The organism is Streptomyces sp. NPDC087270, assembly GCF_044744625.1.
GTDB lineage: Bacteria > Actinomycetota > Actinomycetes > Streptomycetales > Streptomycetaceae > Actinacidiphila.
The window spans coordinates 207,230-222,925 of record NZ_JBIUYR010000002.1 but is presented as its reverse complement, the minus strand read 5'-3'; the positions used below and the strand labels follow the sequence as shown (position 1 = coordinate 222,925).

General features: G+C 71.5%; 10 protein-coding genes. 7 read left to right on the top strand and 3 right to left on the bottom strand.

Features of this window, described 5'->3' with window-relative positions; all coding sequences use genetic code 11:
• Positions 1-80: 80 nt before the first annotated feature.
• Complete coding sequence (gene ppdK, locus ACIPAE_RS04465) at positions 81-2,843, bottom strand: pyruvate, phosphate dikinase (protein ID WP_329369629.1); 2,763 nt, start codon at positions 2,841-2,843, stop codon at positions 81-83.
• A gap of 479 nt (positions 2,844-3,322) precedes the next feature.
• A complete protein-coding gene (locus ACIPAE_RS04460) occupies positions 3,323-5,521 on the bottom strand; it encodes an RICIN domain-containing protein (RefSeq protein ID WP_402442838.1) in 2,199 nt (732 codons plus the stop codon).
• Positions 5,522-5,787: 266 nt separating this feature from the next.
• Between ACIPAE_RS04460 and ACIPAE_RS04455 the strand changes: the two genes are divergently transcribed.
• The 5 genes from ACIPAE_RS04455 to ACIPAE_RS04435 all read left to right on the top strand — a co-directional run bounded on the left by ACIPAE_RS04455 (position 5,788) and on the right by ACIPAE_RS04435 (position 12,198).
• Positions 5,788-6,975, top strand: a complete 1,188-nt coding sequence (locus ACIPAE_RS04455; protein ID WP_366411410.1) for an ROK family transcriptional regulator — start codon at positions 5,788-5,790, stop codon at positions 6,973-6,975.
• Positions 6,976-7,115: 140 nt separating this feature from the next.
• A complete protein-coding gene (locus ACIPAE_RS04450; RefSeq protein ID WP_366411409.1) occupies positions 7,116-8,441 on the top strand; it encodes an extracellular solute-binding protein in 1,326 nt (441 codons plus the stop codon).
• Positions 8,442-8,619: 178 nt separating this feature from the next.
• Positions 8,620-9,585: a sugar ABC transporter permease gene (locus ACIPAE_RS04445; RefSeq protein ID WP_329369635.1), complete on the top strand. Its 966-nt coding sequence runs from the start codon at positions 8,620-8,622 to the stop codon at positions 9,583-9,585.
• Positions 9,586-9,758: 173 nt separating this feature from the next.
• Positions 9,759-10,544 (top strand): carbohydrate ABC transporter permease, encoded by a 786-nt coding sequence (locus ACIPAE_RS04440; RefSeq protein ID WP_366411408.1) that lies wholly within the window; start codon positions 9,759-9,761, stop codon positions 10,542-10,544.
• A gap of 7 nt (positions 10,545-10,551) precedes the next feature.
• A complete protein-coding gene (locus ACIPAE_RS04435; protein ID WP_402442835.1) occupies positions 10,552-12,198 on the top strand; it encodes a beta-N-acetylhexosaminidase in 1,647 nt (548 codons plus the stop codon).
• 107 nt (positions 12,199-12,305) lie between these two features.
• Here ACIPAE_RS04435 and dusB read toward each other — a convergent pair whose 3' ends face one another.
• The gene (dusB, locus tag ACIPAE_RS04430) at positions 12,306-13,541 is read right to left on the bottom strand and encodes a tRNA dihydrouridine synthase DusB (protein WP_402442833.1); all 1,236 of its coding nucleotides are present in this window, start codon (positions 13,539-13,541) and stop codon (positions 12,306-12,308) included.
• Positions 13,542-13,665: 124 nt separating this feature from the next.
• Here dusB and ACIPAE_RS04425 point away from each other — a divergent pair, with 124 nt between their 5' ends.
• Together ACIPAE_RS04425 and ACIPAE_RS04420 are read left to right on the top strand one after the other, a co-directional pair.
• Positions 13,666-15,087 (top strand): MFS transporter, encoded by a 1,422-nt coding sequence (locus ACIPAE_RS04425; protein WP_402442831.1) that lies wholly within the window; start codon positions 13,666-13,668, stop codon positions 15,085-15,087.
• On the top strand, positions 15,084-15,683 hold the full coding sequence (locus ACIPAE_RS04420; RefSeq protein WP_402442829.1) for a MarR family winged helix-turn-helix transcriptional regulator: 600 nt from the start codon (positions 15,084-15,086) through the stop codon (positions 15,681-15,683). The genes ACIPAE_RS04425 and ACIPAE_RS04420 overlap by 4 nt, the downstream gene beginning before the upstream one ends.
• Positions 15,684-15,696 lie beyond the last annotated feature (13 nt).

Here is a 15,696-nt window from a genome sequence, read left to right as displayed (position 1 = left end):
GGGGGTGCCGGGCGGTGAGGGTTGGGGCCCCAGGGCAAGGGCCGCCGCCGGCGGGCCGGACCCGGCCCCGGTTCAGTTGGTCAACGGGCCGCCGCCCGGCCCGCTTCGAGACGGGCCACCGGGATGCGGAAGGGCGAGCAGGAGACGTAGTCGAGGCCGACCCGGTGGAAGAAGTGCACCGACTCCGGGTCGCCGCCGTGCTCGCCGCAGACGCCGAGCTTGAGGCCCGGGCGGACCGCGCGGCCCGCCTCGGCGGCGGAGCGGACCAGCGCGCCCACCCCGTCGACGTCGATCGTCTCGAACGGGGAGACGCCGAAGATGCCCTTCTCCAGGTAGGCGGTGAAGAACGACGCCTCCACGTCGTCACGGGAGAAGCCCCACACCGTCTGGGTGAGGTCGTTGGTGCCGAAGGAGAAGAACTCGGCGGCCTCCGCGATCTGGCCGGCGGTCAGCGCGGCCCGCGGCAGCTCGATCATGGTGCCGATGGAGAGCTTGAGGTCCGTGCCGGTGGCCGCCTCCACCTCGGCGATCACCGCGTCGGCCTCCTCCCGGACGAGTTCGAGCTCCTGCACGGTGCCGACCAGCGGGACCATGATCTCCGGGCGCGGGTCGCCCTTGACCGAGCGGCGGTGCGCGGCGGCCTCGGCGATCGCGCGCACCTGCATCGCGAACAGCCCGGGGATGACCAGGCCGAGCCGCACCCCGCGCAGCCCCAGCATCGGGTTCTGCTCGTGCAGCTTGTGCACGGCCTGCAGCAGCCGCAGGTCGTTCTCGTTCTCGTCCTTGCGGGCCTCGGCGAGCGCGACCCGCACCGACAACTCCGTGATGTCGGGCAGGAACTCGTGCAGTGGCGGGTCCAACAGCCGTACGGTGACCGGCAGTCCGTCCATCGCCTCGAACAGCTCCACGAAGTCGGCCTTCTGCAGCGGCAGCAGCGCGCCCAGCGCCTCCTCCCGCTCGGCGTCGGTGTCGGCCAGCACCAGCCGTTCCACCAACTCCCGCCGCTCGCCCAGGAACATGTGCTCGGTGCGGCACAGCCCGATGCCCTGCGCGCCGAACCGCCGGGCCCGCGAAGCGTCTTCGGCGTTGTCGGCGTTGGCCCGCACCCGCAGCCGCCGCACCCGGTCGGCGTACGCCATCACCCGGTGCACCGCCTGCACGAGTTCGTCGGCCTCCTCGGCGCCGGCGTGCATCCGGCCCTCGAAGTACTCGACCACCGGCGACGGCACCACCGGCACCTCCCCGACGTACACCTTCCCCGAGGACCCGTCGATCGAGATGAGGTCGCCCTCCTCTATCACCACGCCACCGGGCGCGGTCAGCCGCCGCCGCTTGGTGTCGACCTCCAGCTCCTCCGCGCCGCACACGCAGGTCTTGCCCATCCCGCGCGCCACCACCGCCGCGTGCGAGGTCTTGCCGCCGCGCGAGGTGAGGATGCCCTCGGCGGCGATCATGCCGTTGAGGTCGTCCGGGTTGGTCTCGCGTCGGATCAGGATGACCCGCTCCCCGGACCGCGACCACTTCACCGCGGTGTACGAGTCGAAGACCGCCTTCCCGACGGCCGCGCCCGGCGAGGCGGCGATGCCCCAGCCGATCCGCTGGAACCTGGCGCCGACGGTCGCGGAGTCCTCGAACCGGGGGAACATCAACTGGGCGAGCTGCGCCCCGTTGACCCGCTGCAACGCCTCGGCCTCGTCGATCAGCCCCTGGTCCACCAGTTGCGTGGCGATCCGGAAGGCGGCGGCCGCGGTCCGCTTGCCGACCCGGGTCTGCAGCATCCACAGGTGCCCGCGCTCGATGGTGAACTCGATGTCGCACAGGTCCTTGTAGTGCGTCTCCAGCGTCTCCATGATCTTCATCAGCTCGTCGTACGACGCCTTGTCGATCGACTCCAGGTCGGCGAGCGGCACGGTGTTGCGGATGCCGGCCACCACGTCCTCGCCCTGCGCGTTCTGCAGGTAGTCGCCGTAGACGCCCTGCTGGCCGCTGGCCGGGTCGCGGGTGAAGGCCACCCCGGTGCCGGAGTCGGGGCCGAGGTTGCCGAAGACCATCGAGCAGACGTTGACGGCCGTGCCGAGGTCGCCGGGGATGCGCTCCTGGCGGCGGTAGAGCTTGGCCCGCTCGGTGTTCCAGGAGTCGAAGACCGCCCGGATCGCCAGGTCCATCTGCTCGCGCGGCTCCTGCGGGAAGTCCCGCCCGGCCTGCCTGGCGACGATCGCCTTGAACTCGTCGACGAGCTGCCGCAGGTCGGCGGCGTCGAGCCCGAGGTCGCTGTCGGCGCCCTTGGCCCGCTTGGCCTCCTCCAGCGCCTCCTCGAAGAGGTCGCCGTCCACCCCGAGCACGGTCTTGCCGAACATCTGCACCAGACGCCGGTAGGAGTCCCAGGCGAACCGCTCGTCACCGCCGGCCTGCGCGGCCAGGCCGGCCACCGACGCGTCCGACAGCCCGATGTTCAGGACGGTGTCCATCATCCCGGGCATGGAGAACTTCGCCCCGGAACGCACCGACACCAGCAGCGGGTTGTCCTGCTGGCCGAGCGTGCGGCCCATCCGCTGCTCCAGCGCGTCGAGGTGCGCACTCACCTCGTCGCGGAGCGCGGCCGGTTCCGCGCCGGACTCCAGGTAGACCTTGCACGCCTCGGTGGTGATGGTGAAGCCCGGAGGGACGGGCAGACCGAGGTTGGTCATCTCGGCGAGGTTCGCACCTTTCCCGCCGAGCAGGTCCTTGAGGTCCTTGTTGCCCTCTGTGAAGTCGTAGACGTACTTGCGCTTCTTCTCGCGTGTCGACACGGGTCCGTTGACTCCTCGCGTCCTGGATGCCCTGACGGCGGGGAGCGTACCCATCTCGAAGGTGCCCAAGTATGTCCATCACCACGACACACGGGTGTAACCGCTCGTCTGCCGTCTAATCCAAAGTGCGCGGCCGTCCCTCGGGGCCGGGCCCTCCGTTCACGAGTCGAACGGAAGACCTCGCAGCGCGAGGTGCGGCGGGCGGTTCGCGTACGCAGGGTGACGGGTGCGGTGGGTGGGTGTACGCAACCGGGGTGGCACTGAGTGCCGAGCATTCGAGAAGTAGGGCGCTCTGATGTGCGCTCATTTGAGCGCAGTGGGTATCAGGCGTGGCGGGAATCACGCGTTCCGGGTGCCCGGTGTCTCATCTGTTGGACGTACGCGGAGTACGCAGGGGAGGAGGCGGGTGCGTGCCGCGCGAGGTGCGGGTGCCTGCCGCCGCGCGAGGTGCGGGGCGGCGGCAGGCACCGGGACGGGCCGGGGGTTCGCCGGGGGTTCGCCGGGGGGAGTTGGGGGGCGTTGGGGGGCGCCGCTCAGCGGGTGAAGGAGAGCAGCTGGGCGGCGGACGGGGTCCGGTCGCCGCCCTTCGCGGTGCTGTTGTCCCAGCCGCGCTGCGGCGAGGTGGTCACGGCGCCCGCGGTCATGCTGAGCGCCAGCCCGCTGTACCGGTTGACCAGGCGGAAGCCGCCCGACGTCGTCTTCTGGACGCTCCACTGCCGGCCGACGGCGGGGGCCGAGCCGGGCGTGCCGACGGTGACCGGGGCGCCCCAGGCGCGTCCGGCGTCGCCGGTCCCCACCCCGAGGACCTGGCCGGTCGCGGCGTTGGCCACGGTGTAGAAGCCGTCGCCGGTGGCGGTGAAGGTCCAGTGCTGGTCGGCGGCGCGGGAGGAGGAGGTGGTCGTCAGCGAGGTGCCGCTCTGCTTGAGGAACCGGCCGTTGCCCGCGGTGATCTGCGTGGCGCCCGTGACCGGCGCCGCCGGCAGCAGGGAGGACGAGGTCGGTGCCAGGGTGACGTCGACGTACTCGCCCTGGCTGTCGCCGGAGCACTCGAAGGCGCAGTACGAGCGGAAGGTCCTGCCGACCACCGTGGAGCTGGTCTTGTTGGCGGGGTCCAGGAACCAGCGGTACCACGCGCCGTTGGTGTCGCTGGTGACCAGGCCGAGGTCGACCCACTTCTCGCCGGCCAGGCTGTCGGTGGCGTAGACGTGCAGCGGGGTGTCGACGCCGGTGTTCTGGGCGACGTTGTTCTGCGGGGTGGCGATGTACTTGCCGAGGTAGGCGTCCCAGGCGACGTTCATGACGGCCAGTTGGGAGTTGTCCGGCAGGGTGCCGGCGCTGACCTGGGCGGCGGTGCTGCCGGCGGTGGCGGGGTGGTAGTCGTCTCCGGCGTCGATGTATCCGGGGCCGCCGCCGTCCGCGGGGACGATGTCGCTCTCGGCGCCCCCGACGCCGGGGGACTGCCAGGCGCCGTCGTACCACTTCTGCCAGGACGAGCCGGCCATCTTCTGCGAGAGGGGGGCGCGTGCGGCGTGCTCCTCCCAGATGGACCCGCCGCCGGACTTGTTGAGGGTGCGGGAGGCGTAGAAGACGTAGAAGTAGCCGGAGGCGTAGTCGACGAACATGCGCTGGTCGCCGTCGCCGTAGGAGTAGGTCTGTTGCGGGAAGGCGGCCGTGTCGCCCCGCTGGGTGCTGTACGGCGAGGTGATGGCGTGGCCCTGGATCGCCCAGGTGGCGCCGTGGTCCTTGGAGACGGCGTAGTCGATCCCGTCGTAGTGCATGCCGTCGCCGAAGGGGCTGGGCGTGAACTCGTTGTGGACCAGGCCGTACCACCAGCCGGTGTCGGGGTCGACCCATACGCCGCTCAGGTCGCAGTAGTTGCGCTCCGCGTATCCGGCGAGGTCGGCCGTGTCGTAGCTGGCCGACGTGCCGGTCGGGCTGTTGTTGCAGCGCCAGGTGGTGTCGTCGTTGCGGTCGGCGCTGTTGGCGGGGTTGACCGCGGTGTCGATCGACGCGTCGGAGGAGTGGTCGAAGTCGGCGCCGGTGTAGAACTTCCACTGCCGGGAGTCGGTCGGCCCGTACAGGGAGTGGGCCTGGGTGTAGTAGAAGCTGCCGTCCTGGTCGGTGAAGACGGACGCGGGGGTGTCGTCGGAGCGGTCGTACGGGACGGGGGCGGCCCCGGACAGGGTGTACCCCGAGGCCGGTGCGGCGGGCGCGGACCACTGCTCGGTGCTCTGGGCGGGGTCGCAGGGCTCCAGGCCGACGCGCGCGTGGTCCTCGATCGAACCTCCTTGCACGGCAAGGCACTTGGCGGATCTGGCGCTGTAGAGCGTGCCGTCGGGCAGGTGCCGGAAGCCCTGCTGCGGGGCGCCGGCGACGCAGTCGTAGAGCTGGACGAGGGCGCCGTCGGCGTTCGAGGCGCCGGTGACGTCCAGGCATTTCGTGGTGCTGCCGATGGTCACGGTGAGGGCGCCGTCGGCCTGCCAGGTCCAGTTCTGCGCCGCCGAGCCGTTGCAGGTGAACACCTGGACGGCCGAGCCGTTGCCGGTGCCGAAGTCCGCGTCGTCCAGGCACTTTCCGCCGATGGTGATCGGCCCCGCGCCGGCCGCCGCCGCGGACGTCGGACTCACCAGCCCGGTCACCGCCAGCCCGGCCACGAGGACCCCCGACAGGGTTCCGGTCAGTGCTGTCCTCCGGCGTCCCGCCGTGGCGGATCGGGATCTGCTGGGTGGCATGGGTTTGCCTCCGTAGGGCGAGGGGACTGCGGGGTGGGCCGCCGAGGGCGGCAGGTGTCGTGAACGCCGCGCGCGAGGGCGTCCATAACTTAAGACGCTTAATTTAAGGGGCCTTAGAAGGTTGGGATGCCGCTCCGGTCCTGTCAAGAGGGCTGCGGAGGGCCGCCGTTGGCAATCTCGGGGCTGCCGCACCCCTTGACAGGGGTGCGCCGCCGAGCCAGCCTTAAGGCGTCTTAAGTAAAGACATCTAAGAAATTGGAGCCCCGGTGAGTGATGCGAGGACGGCCAAGGGACAGCGCCCGCCCAGGGGGCTGTTCGCTCTGCCGCCCGTTCCGCGCAGACGGGCCGAGCGCACGAAGGCGCAGACCCAGGACAGCCGAGCCCACAACCGCTCGCTGGTCCTGACGACCCTGTACCGCCAGGGCGCGATGAGCCGGGCGGACCTGACCCGCGAGTCCGGGCTGACGGCGCCGACGATCTCGGCGCTGGTCGCGGAGTTGGAGACGGACGGCCTGGTGGCGTACGCGGAGCGGCCGGTGGAGAGCGGCCCGCGGCGCGGCAAGCCGTCCCCGCTGGTGGAGATCCAGGACGGCAGCAGGAGCGCCGTCGTGCTGGACCTCTCGCCGGACGGCCACTTCTCCGGAGCGGTCACGGATCTGCGCGGGAGGGTGGTGGCCCGGGCCAGGACCGACATCGGGGACGCCGTCGGCGCGGCGGCCTGGGACCTGGTCGCCGAACTGGCCGCCCGGTTGGTGGACGCGGCCCCGAGCCGGGTGCTCGGCCTGGGCGTGGCCACGCCCGGCACCGTGGACGACCGGGGAGTCATCCGCCATGCGGCGCACCTGGGTTGGCAGGGCCTGCCGATGGCCGCACGGCTCACCGAGCGGTTCGGTGTCCCGGCGTACGTCGGCAACGACGCGAACGCCGCCGCGCTGGCGGTGCTCCATCTGCGAGAGGCGCGCTCGCTGAACCTGATGGTGATCCTGACCGAACACGGGGTCGGCGCGGGGCTGGTGGTGGACGGCCAGCTGGTGGAGGGGGAGCAGTTCGCCGCGGGGGAGATCGGGCACGTCACGGTCGATCCGGCCGGAGCCTTGTGCATCTGCGGCCGCCGCGGGTGCCTCGACCCCCTGATCGACGCCGGCTGCCTGCGGGAGCGGCTGGCCGAGGCCGGCGCCGGGCAGCGGGCGGAGATCCTGACCGGCGCCGGCGAGGCGCTCGGCATGGTGCTCGCCCCGATCGCCTGCGCGCTCAACCTCAACGAACTGGTCCTCGTCGGCGCGGCCGAACTGCTCCAGGGCCCGCTGCTGGAGGCCGCCGCCGACACCGTCCGGATGCGCACCCTGCCGCCGATCGGCGCCTCGCTGCGGATCAGGGCCCTGACCGAGGACCACGACCTGATCCTCCAGGGCGCGGCGTGCCTCGTGCTCGCCGGAGAACTGAACGTCCTCTGACCGCCCGGTCGCGCGCGCGAGACCGGGCCTTCGTACCGGCGTCCGCGGACGCGAGCTGTTCGTCCCGCGCCCCGCCGCACAGCCATGAGTTCTGCCGGAAAACCGGTGACCGTCACCGGACATGCCCCGAAGGAAGCACCATGACGTACAGACAAGGCACGCTCGCGGCCGCCCTCGTGCTCGCGCTGGCCGGTGGCCTGGCCGCCTGCGGCAGTGCCGGGAACGGCGGCTCCAGCACCGACCAGCGCCAGGTCTCGGCCACCGGCGGCAAGGGCGGCAAGCTCACCGTGTGGGTGATGGACGGCGACTACAGCGACGCCGTGCTCAAGGCGATCGACAGCCGGTTCACCCAGCAGACCGGGGCGAAGGTCAGCATCCAGGTGCAGAGCTGGGACGACATCACCACCAAGGTCACCACGGCGCTGTCGACCGCCAACCCGCCCGACGTGCTGGACATCGGCAACACCCAGGTCGCCGCGTTCGCCGCGAACGGCGGCCTGAAGGACCTCACCTCCTACCGCGAGGACCTGGCGCAGCAGCAGACCTGGCTGGCCGGCCTGGTCGACCCGGCCACCGTGGACGGACATCTCTACGGTGTCCCGGGCTTCGCCGGGGCGCGCGCGGTCATCTACAACAAGACCATGTGGGCGCAGGCCGGGGTGACCAAGGCGCCCACGACCTACGCCGAACTGACCGCGGACCTGGACAAGGTGCGCACCGCCCACCCGGCCAAGGACTTCTCGCCCTTCTACTACCCCGGCCAGAACTGGTACGCGGGCATCCAGTACGTCTGGGACGCGGGCGGCGCCATCGCCACGAAGAAGGGCTCCGACTGGCAGCCGGGGCTGACCTCGGCCGCGGCCCAGCGGGGACTGCGGGCGTTCAAGGCGTTCCAGAACACCTACTCCAGCCCCGCGTCGCGCACCGTCGACGTGCTGACGCCCGATCAGACGCAGGTGCTCGCCGACGGCAAGACCTCGGCCATCATCGCCACCAGCGGGTTCATCGCCGCCATCGAGAAGGCCAACCCGAAGCTGACCGACTCCGACCTGGGCACCTTCCCATTCCCCGGCACGTCGGGCCGGAACCAGCCGGTGTTCCTCGGCGGCTCGGACTGGGGCATCGCCGCGCACAGCAAGAACACCGAACTCGCCCTCGCCTGGACGAAGATCGCGGCGAGCCCGAGCGTGCAGTCCACCTGGATCGCCGGCAAGGAGGGCTTCATCCCCAACAGCTCCCAGGGGATCACGGCGGCCAAGGCGCACCTCACCGCGCTCAACAAGGGCTTCTTCGAGGCCGCGCTGCGCTCCGACGCCACCCCGGCCAGTGCCGACTGGGCACAGATCGAGGGCGACAAGGACATCAACAGCCTCTTCAGCTCGATCGCCTCCGGCTCCAAGTCGCCGTCCACGGCGGCCACGGCCTTCGACGGCGCCGCGTCCAAGGTGCTCAACTCCGGTCAGTGACCGGCCCCGCGTGATCCAGGACCGCGCCGCCGGCTGCCGGCGCGGAGGGGTGATCCTCTGACCCGCGGCCGTCACCGGCCCCCGTCGTACCGGCGATTCCGGTCGACCCCCCGACCAGCGTGGGCACGCGACCAGGTGTTCGGCGGCCGCGCTGTCCGCCAGAACCCAGAGAAGACCCATGACCAGTTCCCTGATGACGCGTGTCCGCCACGCCCCTCCGACCGGTTCTCCGCCCGGCCCCGCACCGCGGCGCCGTCGCCACCACCTGGCCCCGTGGCTGCTGCTCACCCCCGCCGGGCTCGTCCTGATCGCCGTCAGCGTGCTGCCGATCGCGTTCCTCGTGTGGGCCTCGTTCACCGACTACGACCAGCGCACCCTGTTCACCGGCGCCTACCGGATCGTCGGCTTCAGCCAGTACGGCACCCTGTTCGGCAGCGCCGAGTTCTGGCGCTCGCTGGGCCGCACCGCCGTCTTCACCGCGGCCATGGTGCTCGGCAGCGTCGTCATCGGCACCGGCGTGGCCCATCTGCTGACCAAGCTCGGCAGCGGCATGCGCACCCTCACCACGGTGGTGCTGATCTTCGCCTGGGCGATGCCCACCGTCGCCTCCTCGCTGGTGTGGAAGTGGCTGTTCCAGCCCGGGTACGGCGTGGTCAACTGGCTGCTCACCCAGACCCACCTCTTCGGCGACATGACCAGCACCGACTGGTCCAACAACGCCTGGCTGGCCTACCTGTCCATCGGGGCGCTCGTCGTCTGGCAGGCGGTGCCCTTCATCGCGCTGACCCTCTACGCGGCCCTCACCCAGCTTCCGGCCGAACTCGACGAGGCCGCACGGCTGGACGGCGCCGGCGAGTGGCGGGTGTGGTGGTCGATCACCCTGCCGATGCTGCGGCCCACCCTGCTCCTGGTCACGCTGATGTCGGTGATCTGGGACTTCAACGTCTTCAACCAGATCTGGCTGATCTCCTCCGGCGGACCCGACGACGCCACGACCACGCTGGGGATCTACTCCTACAAGACCGCTTTCGTGAACTTCCACATCGGGCAGGGCGCGGCGCTGTCCGTGGTCACCACCGTCGTCCTGCTCGGACTCACGGCCCTCTACATCCGCAACCTGCTGCGTTCCGGGGAGGATCTGTGACCCGCCGCCCGAGCACTTCCGCGTCGGCTTCTGCTTCGGCCGCTGCTTCCGCTGCTGCTTCCGCCTCGGCTTCTGCTGCCGCCTCTGCCTCGGCTTCCGCTGCCGTTTCCGCGCGCCGTCCTCGACGGCGCCGAGGGCGGCGAGGGCGCGTCGGCGCCAACCTCACCGCCGCGGTGTTCTGCGTCCTGTGGTTCTTCCCCGTCTACTGGATGATCAACACGGCGTTCAAACCGCGGTCCCAGGCCATGACCCCGACCCCGCGGTTCTTTCCCACCTCGCCCACGCCGGCGAACTTCGACGCCGCGATCAACCAGACCGCTTTCGCCCGGGACCTCAGGAACAGCCTCGTCGTGGTGGGCGGGACGGTGGCGCTCTCCGTCGTGCTGGGGATGTTCGCCGCCGCGGCCCTGACCCGGTTCCGGTTCCGCGGCCGGCGCACCATCATGGTCGCGATCCTGGTCGTCCAGATGCTGCCCGGCACCGCGCTGCTCATCCCGACCTTCATCGTCTTCAACAAGGCCGGGCTGCTGGGCACGTACACCGGTCTGATCCTGGCCTACCTGGCGCTGGTGCTGCCGTTCTCCATCTGGGTGATGCGCGGCTTCTTCGTCGCCATCCCGGTCGAGATCGAGGAAGCCGCGCGCATCGACGGCGCGAGCACCTGGCAGGTGCTCTCCCGCATCCTCTTCCCGCTGGTCGTCCCCGGCGTGATCGCCTCCGGAATCTTCGCCTTCATCGCCGCCTGGAACGACTACCTCATCGCGTTCACCTTCATGAAGGACCAGAGCCACTACACGCTGCCGGTCTGGCTCGCCTCGTTCTCCACCCCGCTGACCGGCACCGACTTCAGCGGTCAGATGGCCGGGTCGGTCGTCTTCTCGCTCCCCGTCGTCCTCTTCTTCATGATCATCCAGCGCAAACTTGTCTCCGGTGTGTCCGCCGGAGCCGTGAAAGGCTGACCTCCCGATGCTGCTGCCCCGCCCGGCCTCCGTGCACCGCCGTTCCGGAGCCTTCCCGCTGGACGAAGCCACCGGCCTCACCGCACCGCCCGAGTTGCTGCCGACCGCGCACTGGCTGCTCGACGCGCTGCGGCGCCCGACCCGCCTCCCGCTTCCGCTGAACACCGACGCGCCCCGGCGGATCGCCCTCGAACTGGACGACGCCCTGGGCCCGGAGGAATACCGGCTCACCGTCGAGCCCGAGGGCATCCGGGTGGCGGGCGGCAGCCGCGCGGGCGTCTTCTACGGCGGCCAGACCCTGCTGCAACTCCTGCCGCCCGACGTGTACCGCGCCGCCGCCACCGGCCACGCGCCCCGGTGGAGCGTCCCCGCGGTCACCGTCGAGGACCGGCCGCGGTTCGCCTGGCGAGGTCTCCTGCTCGACGTCGCCCGGCACTTCATGCCCAAGCACGCGCTGCTGCGCCTGATCGACCTGCTCGCCCTGCACCGGCTGAACGTGCTGCATCTGCACCTCACCGACGACCAGGGCTGGCGGGTCGAGATCCGCCGCTACCCGCGGCTGACCGAGGTGGGCAGCTGGCGCGCGTCCTCCCCGCTGGGCGCCGCGGAGGACGCTCCGGACGACAACCGGCCGCACGGCGGCTACTACACCCAGGACGACATCCGCGAGATCGTCGCCTTCGCGGCGGACCGGCACATCAGCATCGTCCCCGAGATCGACGTGCCCGGGCACTCCCAGGCCGCGATCGCCGCGTACCCCGAACTGGGGGTGACCGACGCCCGGCTGGGGGTACGCACCCGCTGGGGCGTCAACCCCCACCTGCTCAACGCCGAGGAGTCCACCGTCGCGTTCTACCGCCACGTGCTCGACGAGATCACCGAACTGTTCCCGTCGCTCCACGTCGGCATCGGCGGTGACGAGTGCCCGAAGGAGCAGTGGCGGCAGGACGCACGCACCCAGCAACTCATCGCGGAGCGCGGTCTGGCCGACGAGAAGGGGCTCCAGTCGTGGTTCACCACCCAGCTCGCCGACCACCTGGGGACCCTCGGCCGCCGGGTGCTGGTCTGGGACGAAGCGCTGGAAGGCCCGCTGCCCGACAGCGCCATGATCGCCTCCTGGCGGGGCACCGCCGGAGCCGTGACGGGCGCGCGCCGGGGCTTCGACGTGCTGTCCTGCCCTGACCACCTGGTCTACCTCGACTACCGCCAGTCCGAACAGGACGACGAACCGATCCCGTTCTCCATCCCGCTCACGCTGGAGGACGCCTACTCCTTCGACCCGGTCCCGGCGGCGCTCACCGCGGAGGAAGCGACCCGCGTCGTCGGCGGACAGGCCAATGTGTGGACCGAGCACATGGACTCGCCGCGCACCGTCGACTACTACGTCTTCCCCCGGCTGTGTGCCGTGGCGGAGGCGCTGTGGGCCACCGGAGAGCGGGACTTCGGCGAGTTCCGGGTCCGCCTCCAGGCGCATCTCGCCCGGCTGGACGCGTTCGGGGTCGAGTACCGCAGGCCGGACGGGCCGCTGCCCTGGCAGACCCGCCCGGGGGTGCGAGGGAAGCCGTCCACCCGTGAGGAGTGGGACGCGCTGATCGACCGGCTCACGGCCGGGATCAGGACGGCGGCCCCGACACCGCCGCCGGCCCGCGCGTGAGGGTGGTGACCCGCACGCGACGGTGAAGGGCCGGCGTCGGCCGGGCGGCCCGAGCCAGCCTCCGGAGGCCGGTCAGCCTCCGGACGTGGGTCACCCTCCGGAGGCCGTCAGCCTCCGGACGTCGCCGACTCCGCGTCCTCCGTCAGGGCCGCGCACTCGTAGGGGTCGTTCAGCCACCCGTCCGGCAGGACGACCCTCTTGCCGGGCGCGGTGCGCCCGCGCGGGCCGTCCGCGTGGGCCGGCCACGGCTGCGTCCGGTCCAGCGACCCGAGCAGGTCGGCCATCTCCGCCAGGGACGAGGCCATCGCGAGGGCGCGCCGGACGTCGGAGCCGACCGAGAACCCCTTGGTGTACCAGGGCACGTGCTTGCGGAAGTCGACCACACCGCGGGTCTCGTCGCCGAGCCACTGGCCGAGGAGTTCGGCGTGCCGCAGCATCACCGCGGCCACCGTGCCGAAGTCGGGCGTGGCGGGAGCGCCGCCGCCGGAGACGTCACCGCCGGAGCCGGCCGAGCCGCCGGGGTGGGCGGCACCCGAGCCGAGCGCGGCCACGAGGTCGCCGAACAGCCAGGGGCGCCCCAGGCACCCGCGCCCGACCACCACGCCGTCGCACCCGGTCTCCCGCATCATCCGCACCGCGTCGTCCGCGCACCAGATGTCGCCGTTGCCGAGTACGGGGATCTCGGGGACGTGTTCCTTGAGCCGGGCGATGGCGTCCCAGTCCGCGGTGCCGCCGTAGTGCTGCGCGGCGGTACGGCCGTGCAGCGCGACCGCTGTGACCCCCTCCTCGACGGCGATCCGGCCGGCGTCGAGATAGGTGAGGTGGTCGTCGTCGATGCCCTTGCGCATCTTGATGGTCACCGGCAGGTCGCCCGCGCTGCCGACCGCCTCGCGCAGGATCGCCCGCAGCAGGTTCCGCTTGAAGGGCAGGGCCGAGCCGCCGCCCTTGCGGGTGACCTTCGGCACAGGGCAGCCGAAGTTCAGGTCGACGTGGTCGGCGAGGTCCTCGTCCACGATCATCCGCACCGCCTTGCCGACGGTCACCGGGTCCACGCCGTAGAGCTGGATGGAGCGCGGCGTCTCGGTGGCGTCGAAGTGGATGAGCTGCATGGTCTTGTCGTTGCGCTCGACCAGCGCCCGAGTGGTGATCATCTCGCTGACGAACAGCCCCTGGCCGCCGGAGAACTCCCGGCACAGCGTGCGGAAGGGCGCGTTGGTGATCCCCGCCATGGGCGCGAGCACGACCGGCGGCCACACGGTGTGCGGGCCGATCCGGAGCGCGCCGGGCGCGGGCGGGGCCGAGGTGCCCGTCGCGGGCGGGGCCAGGGTGGCGTCAGCGGTCATACGGCCATTGTCCCGTACCGGCGGAGGTGGTCGGGGAAAACGGTTGTACGACAGTAATGAATTTGGTTGTACAGTAGTAATGATTCTGTTTGTACAAGCGATGAGAGGGTGGGGACGCGACGGTATGCCCGAGACGACCTATCGGCGCCGGATGCTGATCCTGGCGATCTGCTGCATGAGCCTGCTGATCGTCAGCCTGGACAACACGATCCTGAACGTCGCGCTGCCGTCGATGCAGCGCGACTTCCACGCCTCGCTCTCCGGCCTGCAGTGGACGATCGACGCGTACCTGGTGGTGATCGCGTCGCTGCTGCTGCTGTCCGGCTCCACCGCCGACCGGATCGGGCGCAAACGGGTCTTCCAGATCGGGCTGGTGGTGTTCACCCTCGGGTCGGCGCTGTGCAGTCTCGCCCCCGGCCTGGGCTGGCTGATCGCCTTCCGCATGCTCCAGGCGGTCGGCGGTTCGATGCTCAACCCCGTGGCGATGTCGATCATCACCAACACCTTCGACGATGCCAAGGAGCGCGCCAAGGCGATCGGCGTGTGGGGCGGCGTGGTCGGCATCAGCATGGCGGCCGGGCCGATCATCGGCGGTGCGCTGGTGGAGTCGGTCGGCTGGCGCTCGATCTTCTGGATCAACCTGCCGGTCGGCGTGGCCGCGCTGGCGCTGACCGCACGGTTCGTGCCGGAGTCGCGCGCGCCGCGCCCCCGCCGGATCGACCCGGTCGGCCAGGTGCTGGTGATCGCGCTGCTCGGCAGCCTCACCTACGGGATCATCGAGGGCACCGGCGCGGGCTGGGGCTCCCCGCTGATCGTCGGCTGCTTCGTGGTCGCCGCGGCCGCGATCGCCGCGCTGGCCCGGTACGAACGGCGCCGGTTCGACCCGCTGATCGACGTGCGCTTCTTCCGCAGCGTCCCGTTCAGCGGCGCCACCGTCATCGCGGTCTGCGGCTTCGCGGCGCTCGGCGGCTTCCTCTTCCTCAACACCCTCTACCTCCAGAACACCCGGGGCCTGTCCGCGCTCGACGCCGGCCTCTACATGGTGCCGATGGCCGTGATGTGCCTGGTCTTCGCACCGCTGTCCGGACGGCTGGTCGGTGCCCGCGGGCCGCGGCTGCCGCTGGTGCTCGCCGGGATCACGATGACCGCCAGCGGCGTGCTCTTCGCCGGGTTCGACGCCGAGACGGACAACGTCAAGCTGTTCACCGCGTACGTCCTGTTCGGCATCGGCTTCGGCCTGATCAACGCGCCGATCACCAACACCGCCGTGTCCGGCATGCCCCGCGCCCAGTCCGGGGTGGCCGCCGCGGTCGCGTCCACCAGCCGCCAGGTCGGCCAGGCGCTCGGCGTCGCGGTCCTGGGCGCGGCACTCGCCGCGGGCCTGCACGCGGGAGCATGGTGGATCATCACCGGGTGCGGGGCCGCCGTGCTGCTGCTGGGTATCCTCACCACCGGCCGCTGGGCCCGCGGCACGGCGGAGCGTACGGCGTCGGAGCTGATGGCGCCCGAGTCGGAGAAGGACAAGGTGGCGGTGAGCACGTCATGACGACGGTGAATGTGGACGACGCGGGCGGGGGTTCGGGCGCGGGTTCGGGTACGGGTGCGGGCGCGGGCTCGGGTGCGGGCGCGGGCTCGGGTGAGGCCGCGGGCATCGCCACGGCCGAGATGTCGGCCGAGGCCGCGGACGCGGCCGAGCGGGTCTGGAACAACCTGCGGGCCCTCGTTCTGGAGCAGAACGAGCGCCGCAAGGAGACGGCCGAGGCGCTCGGCATGAGCTTCTTCCGGGTCAAGGCGCTGCGCCGGATCGCCGCGCGGTCGTACCGGATGAGCGACCTCGCCACCGAACTCGCTTCCGACCGCCCCTATCTCACCCTGGTGGTCGACGACTTGGAGGAGCGCGGCCTGGTCGAGCGGCACCAGCACCCCACCGACCGCCGCGCCAAGATCGTGTCCGCGACCGAGAAGGGACGGGCCGCCGCCGCCCGCGCCAACGCGATCCTCGGCAACGCCCCACCCGCGCTGGCCGCCCTGCCCGCGGACGACCTCGCCGCCCTCGACCGGATCGTCGCCGAACTCGTCGCCGCGGGCGCCCGGGCCCTCGCGGCCACCCGCGGCGACGGCGGAGTGGAGCCGGGGGAGTAGGCGCACCCGCGCT

What these genes read in the sequence shown, in the direction of transcription:
- dusB (WP_402442833.1), bottom strand. Translation starts at nt 13,541, where the DNA reads ATGACCGCTGACGCCACCCTGGCCCCGCCCGCGACGGGCACCTCGGCC.
- ACIPAE_RS04425 (WP_402442831.1), top strand. Translation starts at nt 13,666, where the DNA reads ATGCCCGAGACGACCTATCGGCGCCGGATGCTGATCCTGGCGATCTGC.
- ppdK (WP_329369629.1), bottom strand. Translation starts at nt 2,843, where the DNA reads ATGGGTACGCTCCCCGCCGTCAGGGCATCCAGGACGCGAGGAGTCAAC.
- ACIPAE_RS04445 (WP_329369635.1), top strand. Translation starts at nt 8,620, where the DNA reads ATGACCAGTTCCCTGATGACGCGTGTCCGCCACGCCCCTCCGACCGGT.
- ACIPAE_RS04460 (WP_402442838.1), bottom strand. Translation starts at nt 5,521, where the DNA reads ATGCCACCCAGCAGATCCCGATCCGCCACGGCGGGACGCCGGAGGACA.
- ACIPAE_RS04420 (WP_402442829.1), top strand. Translation starts at nt 15,084, where the DNA reads ATGACGACGGTGAATGTGGACGACGCGGGCGGGGGTTCGGGCGCGGGT.
- ACIPAE_RS04450 (WP_366411409.1), top strand. Translation starts at nt 7,116, where the DNA reads ATGACGTACAGACAAGGCACGCTCGCGGCCGCCCTCGTGCTCGCGCTG.
- ACIPAE_RS04435 (WP_402442835.1), top strand. Translation starts at nt 10,552, where the DNA reads ATGCTGCTGCCCCGCCCGGCCTCCGTGCACCGCCGTTCCGGAGCCTTC.